The organism is Sulfitobacter sp. HI0040 (genome assembly GCF_001634885.1).
GTDB lineage: Bacteria > Pseudomonadota > Alphaproteobacteria > Rhodobacterales > Rhodobacteraceae > Sulfitobacter.
In genome coordinates this window covers 1-6,545 of record NZ_LWEX01000088.1, presented here as the reverse complement: position 1 = coordinate 6,545, position 6,545 = coordinate 1, and the positions used below count along the sequence as shown (strand labels likewise).

The window sequence follows — 6,545 nt, the reverse complement described above, 5'->3', positions numbered from 1 at the left end:
TCAGAGAATGGCGCACCAGATGCACGATGCAGGTCTGAACCATGGCCTCCGGGAAGGCGGCGGTGATCGCCTCCGGAAAACCCTTGAGACCGTCCACGACGGTGATCAGGATGTCCTGCAGCCCCCGGTTCTTCAGTTCGTTCATCACCGAGAGCCAGAATTTGGCACCTTCGTTCTCGGCGATCCACAGGCCCAGAACCTCACGGCTCCCATCGTGGGTGACGCCGAGGGCGACGTAGACGGCCTTGTTCTTGACCGTCCGGCTGTCGGCATCCCGGATCTTCACACGTAGCGCGTCGAAAAGCACGATGGGATACATCCGATCCAGCGCGCGGCTCTGCCATTCCCGAACCTCGTCCAGCACCGCGTCGGTGACCCGACTGATCAGGTCGGGCGACACCCTCAGACCGTAGAGGTCGAGCAGATGCGCCTGGATGTCCCGCACCGTCAGACCGGCGGCGTAGAGCCCGATGATCTTGTCATCCATACCGTCGATCCGGGTCTGGCCCTTCTTCACCAGTTCCGGCTCGAAGCTGCTGTCGCGGTCACGGGAGATCGCTACCGGCAATTCCCCGTCCTGCCCCTTCAGCACTTTCGTCGATGTGCCGTTGCGGCGGTTGGGTTGGCTCGGCGGCGCGCTTTCGCCCTCTTCATAGCCAAGATGCGCGGTCAGTTCAGCACCCAGCATCCGTTCCATGAGCTTGATCTTCAGCTCTTTCATCAGCCCGGCATCGCCGAGCAGGTCCTCAGGGCGATCAACGCCCTTAAGCAGTTCGTCCAGGATTTCTTTCGAGATGGTCATGCATGCTTCCTTTTGGTGAAGCATGAACCGGATCAATCATACACAAAAGGTCGGACACTCTCTGAATTCTGTGGGTTCTTCGCGCTCAAATTGCTTCTGGATCAACTTGGCTCCGCGCTCAGTCGTCTTGGATAGGCGATCCGACCATCTCGCAGCCCGCCACAAACGCCCCTTGAGCAAATCAGTGACACGATCCGCCGGATTGCGGGTTGCCGGCACATAAACAAGTTGGATGGTGCCACGATCGACGGCAGCGACCCTTTGGCACTCATCCCAATCGTAAGCATCACCGAGCGTACCGATCCAGCGAATGTCCTCTTCCACTGTCCCGTCGGGCGTTCCATCATCCGTCCAGATTGCCTGCAAGCGTATGCGCGCTTTGAGCGGTTCACCGGGACCGGTTGCCGCCATATGGTTGAAGAAATCCGGCACGGCGTCGGCCGCTGCATCCTCATCAAGACCGTCTAGCTCTGGAAAAGAGAGGATACACTCGATCGACAGCACTGCTCCAGAAACGAGTTCGGTTTGGTCAGGCTTAAGATGAAAATCGCGTGTCTGGATCTGTCTTTCTGCACTTGAGACACCAAAAAGCCGTGCTAACGCCTGGAGCGCCGCCGTTTTTCCGGCTCCATTTCCGCCAACCAATGCCGTAACCCCGTTTTCAAACCTGAGAGTTTCAGTCTCTGCGCCGAAGCATCGAAAATTCTGTATACAAAGTGTGTCAATCTTCATGCGAATTCCCTGGCGTTCTATTTCTTCAAATCGGTTTTCCGCGAATCCTCAACGGCCCAAGATGATCTAAATGTATTTGCGATAGTCGCTACTTACTCTTTGGCCCGCAGGAACATAGTAACCGCCCGATTGAAACCGCCTGCCTGACTGGGGCTCTCTGATCTAAGACACGTGCATAACTGCGTCGTTATCGACGTGTCTTATTTGGAGGGGCCATGCTGGGCGAAGTTCTGGGCGTTGAGCGGCGCCGTCGATGGAGCGATGACGAGAAGCTCGAGATCCTCTCGGAGGTCGGCATGGGCGGTGCGACGGTGACGCAGGTCGCGCAGCGCCACGAACTCACCCGGTCGCAGATCTATGGGTGGCGTCGGGATCTGAAGAAGAAAGGGCTATGGTCGCCGGATCGCGGAACTGTCTTCCTTCCGGTAGACTTCGATGCGACCCCGGAACCTGCCTGCGCCTCCGTATCCGCCCCCTCGCGGCCGGTCCTGATCGAATTGCGGCTGAGAAATGGGCGGTGCCTGAGGTTTGACAGCAGCATGGATGGTGACGCGCTGACCCGGCTGATCCGGGCGGTGGAGGCGGCATGATCGGGCCCGGAACAGGGGTGCGGGTCTATCTGGCCTGCGGCGTCACTGACATGAGGAAGGGCATCGCCGGCCTTTCCGCCATCGCACAGGATGTCCTGCATCAGAAGCCTGCAAGCGGCGCGGTCTTCGCGTTCCGAGGGCGCCGGGGCGATCGCCTGAAGCTGCTCTACTGGGATGGCCAAGGTTTCTGCCTCTACTACAAGGTGCTTGAGCGCGGCCGCTTTCCTTGGCCTGGTGCCGAGGGTGGCGCTGCCCGGCTCACCTCCGCGCAGCTGGCGATGCTCTGGGAAGGCATCGATTGGCGGCGTCCGGATTGGGGCGCGCCGCCGGCCCGCGTCGGGTAGTTTGTCCTGCTCAAGGCCCTTGTTTCATTGGTCATTCCGAATGCCGCATGGTATCTGTCGGCATGTCCGAAGGCGTCGACATTTTCTCCGATGACCCCGCCGTTCTGAAAGCGATGATTGCCGCGCTTCAGGCGGAGAATGCGCGCATGTCGGCCACACTCCAAGCCCATGAACAGCTGGTTCAAGCCCTGCGCCTACGGATCGCCAGGCTTCAGAAACAGGCCTTCGGCAAGTCCTCGGAGAAGATCGAACGGGAGATCGCCCAACTCGAACTGGCGCTGGAAGACCTGCTGGTCGCGGCCGCCGAGCAGCGCAATGAGCCGGTCGACGAAGATGACGGGGAGCCTCTGGCCGCTGATCCCGGGACCGCCGAACTGCGCCCCCGTCGCAGGCCACGGGTGTCCCCCGCCACACTTCGCGAACGTCGCGAGCTCGACCCCGGCGCCTGCTGTCCCGATTGCGGCGGCGACCTCCGCGTGGTCGGCGAGGATGTGAGCGAGTTGCTCGATATGGTCGCGGCGCAGATGAAGGTGATCCAGATCGCGCGGCTAAAGAAATCCTGCCGCCGGTGCGAGAAGATGGTGCAGCCTGCCGCCCCGAGCCGTCCGATCCCCGGCAGCATGGCCGGGCCCGGTCTGCTGGCGCATGTTCTGGTCTCCAAGTTCGATGACCACCTGCCGCTCTATCGCCTGAACGAGATCTACGCCCGCATGGGTGCGGACGTGCCAGACAGCACGCTACTGGACTGGTGTGGCCGGGCCATGAAGGTGCTCGCGCCGATCATCGACCGGATCGAGGCCGAGGTCATGGCCGCGCCGATCCTGCACGCCGACGACACGCCGATCCGCGTCCTGGACCGGTCCCGCCGCGACCGTGGCTTGGGCAAGGGGGTCAAGCAGGGACGGATCTGGGCCTATGTCTCGGACCAGAGACCCTGGGCCGGCACGGCCCCGCCCGGCGTGGTCTACCGCTTCTCACCGGACCGTAAAGGCGAGCACCCCCGGCAGCACCTCCAAGGCAGTGGCGGCATCCTTCAAGCGGATGCCTATGCGGGCTTCGGCCAGCTCTACGAGCGACGCGCGGACGGCAGCAGGCAGTTCCGCGAGGCCGCCTGTTGGGCACACCTGCGGCGCGACTTCCACGACGTCTGGGAGACCACGAAGTCCGAGATCGCGCGGGAGGCACTCGACCGGATTGGGAAGCTTTACGACGTCGAGCGAGTGATCGCTGGCCAGTCCGCCGAAATGCGCAAGGCCGCGCGGCAGCGGCATTCCAAACCCATGGTCGACACCTTCAAGGCGTGGGCCGAAGCCCAGTTGCTTCGTATTCCCGGCAAGGGCAACCTCGCCAAGGCGTTCCGCTACGGGCTGTCCCGCTGGCCGTCCTTCGAGCTGTTCCTCGAGGATGGACGCACCGGCATCGACAACAACCCCGCCGAGCGCGCCATGCGCCCAATCGGCATCGGAAGGAAGAACTGGCTCTTTGCCGGCTCGGACCGCGGCGGAGAAACCCTTGCCCGCGCCATGACACTCATCGAGACCGCGAAGATGAATGGGCTGGACCCGCAGGCTTGGCTCGCCGATCTGCTCGAGCGCATCCACGATCACAAGATCAATCGGCTCGGCGAACTGCTCCCGTGGAACTGGGCGCCCGACGCCTAAACCGCGGTATCAATCGGGCGGTTACGTTCTGGCTCCGGAAAGATCTTTGCTTTGAAGCCGCTCATAGGTCGAAGCTACCTTGTTCATCCGAGCTGGATGGGTTTCTAGATTTTTGCGCTTTCGCACCCCAGACATCCTCGGGAACGCTCTTTGGCAGTTCGATGAAAGGCGGGTCGCCAAACTTGATGACGCGATCTATCTTGATGTCAGGCGCCAGCAATCCGCCGGTATCTTCAAATTCCATACCTGAAAGCAATCGATGCCACATGATAACCTGGCCTCGAACAGTGCTGTTTGTGTCGAGACGTTTCTTCCCGGACAACAATGTGTCCGGGTAGTTGAGAGCTCGTTCTCCATCGGAAGTGAAGTAGTAGGATGGGCTGATGATCAAGTACCATTGATCCGCCAAACGCTCAAACCGTGGATGGAATGAATGGTGCCGCACATAGTCGATGGGCCCCGCCCCTTTCGACTTCTGATAGACACTGACAACGTCGGCCTGCGTCTTCTGTTTGGCACCAAGATAGCGGAACTTGCGCCCGACGCCTCCAGGCGCTGGCAAGAAGTAGAACTGCTTTTTCTTTCCGTCCCACCCGAGCAAATCGCGAAAGTCATGCGCCAAGGTATGCCGTAACAGACCCGCAAATTTATACTGCTGATCCACCGCGTCGTGTTTGGCCAGAAAGTCGGTTTCGATCTTTTCTACCTGATCCCTCTCGACTAGATCGCGCACGGGCGTGGTTAGCGGATCGCAGAATGTCCAAAGCGATGTTTCATCGATCATCCAATCGTATCGCTGACCTTTCCGGACCTTGTTCATCCGGGCGAGGGCTTTCTGCGTGGAGAGCTGGGTCTGCGCGACGAAGATCTCGTCGGGAAGCTGCAAAGGCACCATATTGATAATCGCTTCTTCCCCTCCCCCAAGTGGAGGGACGTAGTATCCGTGCCCTTGCTTGGCGACCGTGAGCGCGGCGAGGCGATCCTTCGCGCGCCCGTCCAAAACGTCTCGTTCCTTGTCGAAGTGCAAAATGCGTTCGGCCTCGCCGACGAGGTTTTCGAGTGACTTCCAAAAGAACGTGTCATCCGAAAGCCTGTAGAGAACCAGTATCACGGGAAGGTTGGAGCCGCGCCAGTAGTCGAAATCCTTTGCGCGAACTCGATAGGTGAATGCGGAATCCGTCTCACCCGCATAGGTGCCACTCTCAGTAGCCTTGACCTGAACGGCGATCATTTTGGCAGTCGGCTGATCATTGTCCATCACCTCAGCGATGCCGTCTATCCCTGCTTCCAGCCGTGACCTCCCATCGAATTGGAATCCAATTCGTAAGAATTGAAGGTTAGCTGCCTTCTCCCCGATTTCGCCCATTCGCCGGCTGGTTGTAATTTTCTTATTCACATCTCGATCCCCGAAAACAGGCTGTTCGAGATGTAACACTTTATCTGGCGCAACATAAGGGAGGAGCAACAAGATATGGAAACTGCCCTTGCGAAAGGTCAAGCCTGATAGAGCGAACTCTAAATCACCCAGAACGCGACTGACAACCATCACTTGATACGCCAACTTCTGGATGCAACAACCCATCAAGTTAGAACCCCTGTTTCAGGGCCTTCTCCAGATCACCCAAATCATTTACTGCCGTTTGTACCTGCTCGTCGCCGGCATCTTCCACTGAACCAAGAGCTGCCACCTCCCCTACAAAATCCATCTCCATCTGCCTCTGCGCTTCTACAACAACCGCCTGCACCACGACCGCCGACTTCTTCGGTGTGCCGTCGGTTCGCGCCAGCGGTTGTTCCGCCTTAGCCCGCGCCTGCTCCGAGCCAAGCACGGCCGTTTCGTTCTGGCCTCCACCCATCGACGGCGGAGTCATCGGCATGGCCCGCACACTTAACGGCAGCGTGCCCTGCGACCCACCTCCCCCTGGCTCCGGAAACGGCAACTCCCCCGTTTGCGCCGCGTGGATCGCCTTGAACAGCCGATCGTCAAAATATTGGATCCGCTTTGCACGGACCGGCATCTGGGCATCGATGACCATGACGATCTCATCGAGCGGTAGGCGGCGCGCCTCATCTTCAGGTAACAACGAACTTTCTTCGGTCCGTGTGGATTGGCTGCGCCCTTCAAAGGGGTTTTTGCCGATGGACTGGGAGCGCGTGATGACGGTCTTCGTGGTCTTGCCAACCGCCTTGCTCAGCTCCTCGACGGTTTTTTCATCCGAGGGCGTGAGATAGAGTTTCACGCCGGCGTTGCCCTGCAGGGCGCGGCGAGTGTTCTCGCCGTAGATTTCATCGAGGGCGGGGATGGTTTGGGTGACCACGGCAAGGTGGCCGCGATAGGTGCGCAGGGTCTCGATGCTCTCGACCACGATGGGCATCTTGCCGAGGCGATTGAACTCGTCGAGCATGATCATCACTG

7 protein-coding genes are annotated in these 6,545 nt (G+C 59.8%); 3 read left to right on the top strand and 4 right to left on the bottom strand.

Features of this window, described 5'->3' with window-relative positions; genetic code table 11:
* Both A3728_RS06985 and A3728_RS06980 read right to left on the bottom strand, forming a co-directional pair.
* On the bottom strand, positions 1 to 802 hold an 802-nt coding region (locus tag A3728_RS06985; RefSeq protein WP_067921513.1), incomplete at its 3' end, for an IS256 family transposase.
* A 36-nt stretch (positions 803 to 838) separates the two neighbouring features.
* A complete protein-coding gene (locus A3728_RS06980; RefSeq protein WP_067921511.1) occupies positions 839 to 1,534 on the bottom strand; it encodes an AAA family ATPase in 696 nt (231 codons plus the stop codon).
* Positions 1,535 to 1,749: 215 nt separating this feature from the next.
* On the opposite strand from A3728_RS06980, the gene tnpA reads away from it, so the two are divergent.
* From tnpA to tnpC, 3 genes are all read left to right on the top strand, one after another.
* On the top strand, positions 1,750 to 2,124 hold the full coding sequence (tnpA, locus tag A3728_RS06975; RefSeq protein ID WP_067921509.1) for an IS66-like element accessory protein TnpA: 375 nt from the start codon (positions 1,750 to 1,752) through the stop codon (positions 2,122 to 2,124).
* A complete protein-coding gene (gene tnpB / locus A3728_RS06970; protein ID WP_067921507.1) occupies positions 2,121 to 2,468 on the top strand; it encodes an IS66 family insertion sequence element accessory protein TnpB in 348 nt (115 codons plus the stop codon). Before tnpA ends, tnpB begins: the two co-directional genes overlap by 4 nt.
* 62 nt (positions 2,469 to 2,530) lie before the next feature.
* Positions 2,531 to 4,129: an IS66 family transposase gene (gene tnpC, locus A3728_RS06965; RefSeq protein ID WP_067921515.1), complete on the top strand. Its 1,599-nt coding sequence runs from the start codon at positions 2,531 to 2,533 to the stop codon at positions 4,127 to 4,129.
* 61 nt (positions 4,130 to 4,190) lie between these two features.
* On the opposite strand, the gene A3728_RS06960 is transcribed toward tnpC, so the two are convergent.
* Both A3728_RS06960 and A3728_RS06955 read right to left on the bottom strand, forming a co-directional pair.
* Positions 4,191 to 5,690: a DUF4365 domain-containing protein gene (locus A3728_RS06960; protein ID WP_236630425.1), complete on the bottom strand. Its 1,500-nt coding sequence runs from the start codon at positions 5,688 to 5,690 to the stop codon at positions 4,191 to 4,193.
* A 25-nt stretch (positions 5,691 to 5,715) separates the two neighbouring features.
* Positions 5,716 to 6,545: type IV secretory system conjugative DNA transfer family protein (locus A3728_RS06955; protein WP_150120676.1), on the bottom strand; the 830-nt coding region annotated here is incomplete at its 5' end.